This window comes from Halomonas sp. BM-2019, assembly GCF_017584085.1.
In genome coordinates, this window is the sequence record NZ_CP071922.1 from 1134542 (window position 1) to 1136982 (window position 2441).

Below are 2441 nucleotides of genomic sequence, written 5' to 3' on the forward strand. Positions count from 1 at the left end.
CGGGTCTCTCGGGCGTGGAAGTCGGTATAGGTATTACTTTCGCCCCCAATCGGGGTCAAACCGGGAATATAGAAGTCACGGCCAATGCTTCCGGACGGCAGTGAACCGCTGTCGGTGCGAGTAACCATAGCGTCGAGTTTGATGTAACCGCCATAGCTGAATTCGGTTTCTGCGTTGGCGCTTGCCATGCTGATTAGTCCGCCTGCGGTTAACGCAGCGGCAACAGCGGTAGCGGTCATCGCGGTGTGTAAACGTTGCATGTAAGCTTCCTCATGTTGTCTTTTATGGCATTGTTGGCATGCCTTGAGTGCACAGCTACTGCATGTTTGTGCGTACTTTTAAGCATTCGGGAAGATGCGCAATGGGTCAATCTAGACTATGGTCTAATAGGTTTCAGTCGGCGAAATCAGTACAAATGAGGCTATAGAATTTAGGAGGAATGAAATATGTCAGCACTGAGTTATCCAATGCCTGAAGCAGTGAAAGCATCTGCACGGCTGAATCCGCAAACGTATGCGGAGAAGTATCAACAGTCGATCGCTGATCCCGAAGCGTTTTGGGCAGAAGAAGGCAAGCGGATTAGCTGGTTCAGCCCTTACAGCCAAGTGAAAAAAGCCAATTTCGCACCGGGCGAACTGGACATTCAATGGTACGCCGACGGTACCTTAAACGCTTGCTACAACTGTGTTGATCGTCATTTAAGCGAACGCGGCAACAAAACCGCAATCATTTGGGAAGGTGACGAAGTTGATGTGCAGAAGCACATTACCTTCCGTGAGTTGCACGAAGAAGTCGCGCGATTTGCCAATGGGTTGAAGAAGCTTGGTGTGAAAAAGGGCGATCGCGTTGCGATTTATATGCCGATGGTCCCGGAAGCAGCCTATGCCATGCTTGCTTGTGCGCGTCTAGGTGCCGTGCATTCGGTTATTTTTGCAGGTTTCTCGCCGCATGCGATTGCCGATCGTGTCAATGATTGTGGTGCGAAAGTGGTCATTACTTCGAACGAAGGCCGTCGCGGTGGTAAAGGCGTAGCGCTCAAGCCGAATGTTGACGAAGCCTTAAGCAACGACGCTTGCCCAAGCATTGAGCATGTGGTGGTGTTAAAGCACACCGACGTTGATTTTGATATGCAAGCTGGGCGCGACGTTTGGTGGCATGAGCTAATTGGTGATTGTGACGCTGATTGCCCACCGGAAGTGATGCAAGCTGAAGATCCATTGTTCATTCTCTATACCTCAGGTTCAACCGGCAAGCCAAAAGGCGTGGTACACACCACCGGCGGCTACATGGTTTATGCCTCGATGACTCACGAGTATGTGTTCGACATCAAAGAAGACGATGTCTACTGGTGTGCTGCCGACGTTGGTTGGATTACCGGCCACAGTTATATTGTTTATGGCCCGCTAGCGAATGGCACCACGACCCTGATGTTTGAAGGGGTGCCAACCTACCCAGACGTGTCGCGCATCGGTAAAGTGGTCGACAAGCACAAGGTCAATATTCTTTACACCGCACCGACCGCGATTCGTGCCCTCATGGCCAAAGGCGATGCAGCGGCGAAAGGCAGTAAGCGCGATTCCTTACGGATTATGGGTTCGGTCGGTGAACCGATTAATCCAGAAGCGTGGGAGTGGTATTACAAAGTTATTGGTAACAGCAAGTGCCCGATCGTTGATACGTGGTGGCAAACCGAAACCGGCGGTATTCTGATTGCGCCATTCCCAGCTGCAACCGATATGAAACCGGGCTCAGCCATGTTGCCATTCTTTGGGGTGAAACCAGCCTTGGTCGACAACGAAGGCAAGAAGCAGAGCGGGGCGACCGAAGGCAACTTGATTATTGAAGACTCGTGGCCGGGACAAGCACGGACTTTGTGGAATGATCATGAGCGCTTTGAGCAGACGTATTTTAGTACTTACAAAAACGTTTACTTCACCGGCGACGGTGCGCGTGTAGACGAAGACGGACATTTCTGGATTACCGGCCGCGTCGATGACGTACTCAACGTCTCGGGCCATCGTTTGGGTACCGCTGAAATCGAAAGCGCTTTAGTGGCTCACGAAGCGGTTGCGGAAGCTGCGGTGGTGGGGTATCCGCACGACCTTAAAGGCCAAGGGATCTATGTTTACGTGACTGTCGTTGACGGCGTTGAAGCCAACGACGAGCTGCGTAAAACCTTGGTGCAGTGGGTGCGTAAAGAGCTTAGCCCAATTGCGACGCCAGACCATATTCAGTGGGCGCCGGGATTACCGAAAACCCGCTCGGGTAAGATTATGCGGCGCATTTTGCGCAAAATCGCCAGCAATGAGTACAGTAATTTGGGTGATACCTCTACGCTCGCTGATCCGAGTGTGGTAGATTCGTTAATTGAGAATCGACTAAACCGCTAAGGATAGGAAGCGACCACGTAGCGCTTCCACAAAAAGTGCTATGACCCGATT

The 2441-nt window shown here is 51.6% G+C and carries 1 protein-coding gene and 1 pseudogene; one reads left to right on the forward strand and one right to left on the reverse strand.

All coding sequences use genetic code 11. The features are described 5' to 3' along the window. A pseudogene (locus tag J5F18_RS05750) lies at window positions 1–260 on the reverse strand (hypothetical protein); the annotation flags it as partial. A gap of 186 nt (window positions 261–446) precedes the next feature. Here J5F18_RS05750 and acs point away from each other — a divergent pair. Then, window positions 447–2390 (forward strand): acetate--CoA ligase, encoded by a 1944-nt coding sequence (gene acs, locus J5F18_RS05755; protein ID WP_346301363.1) that lies wholly within the window; start codon window positions 447–449, stop codon window positions 2388–2390. Window positions 2391–2441: the final 51 nt, after the last annotated feature.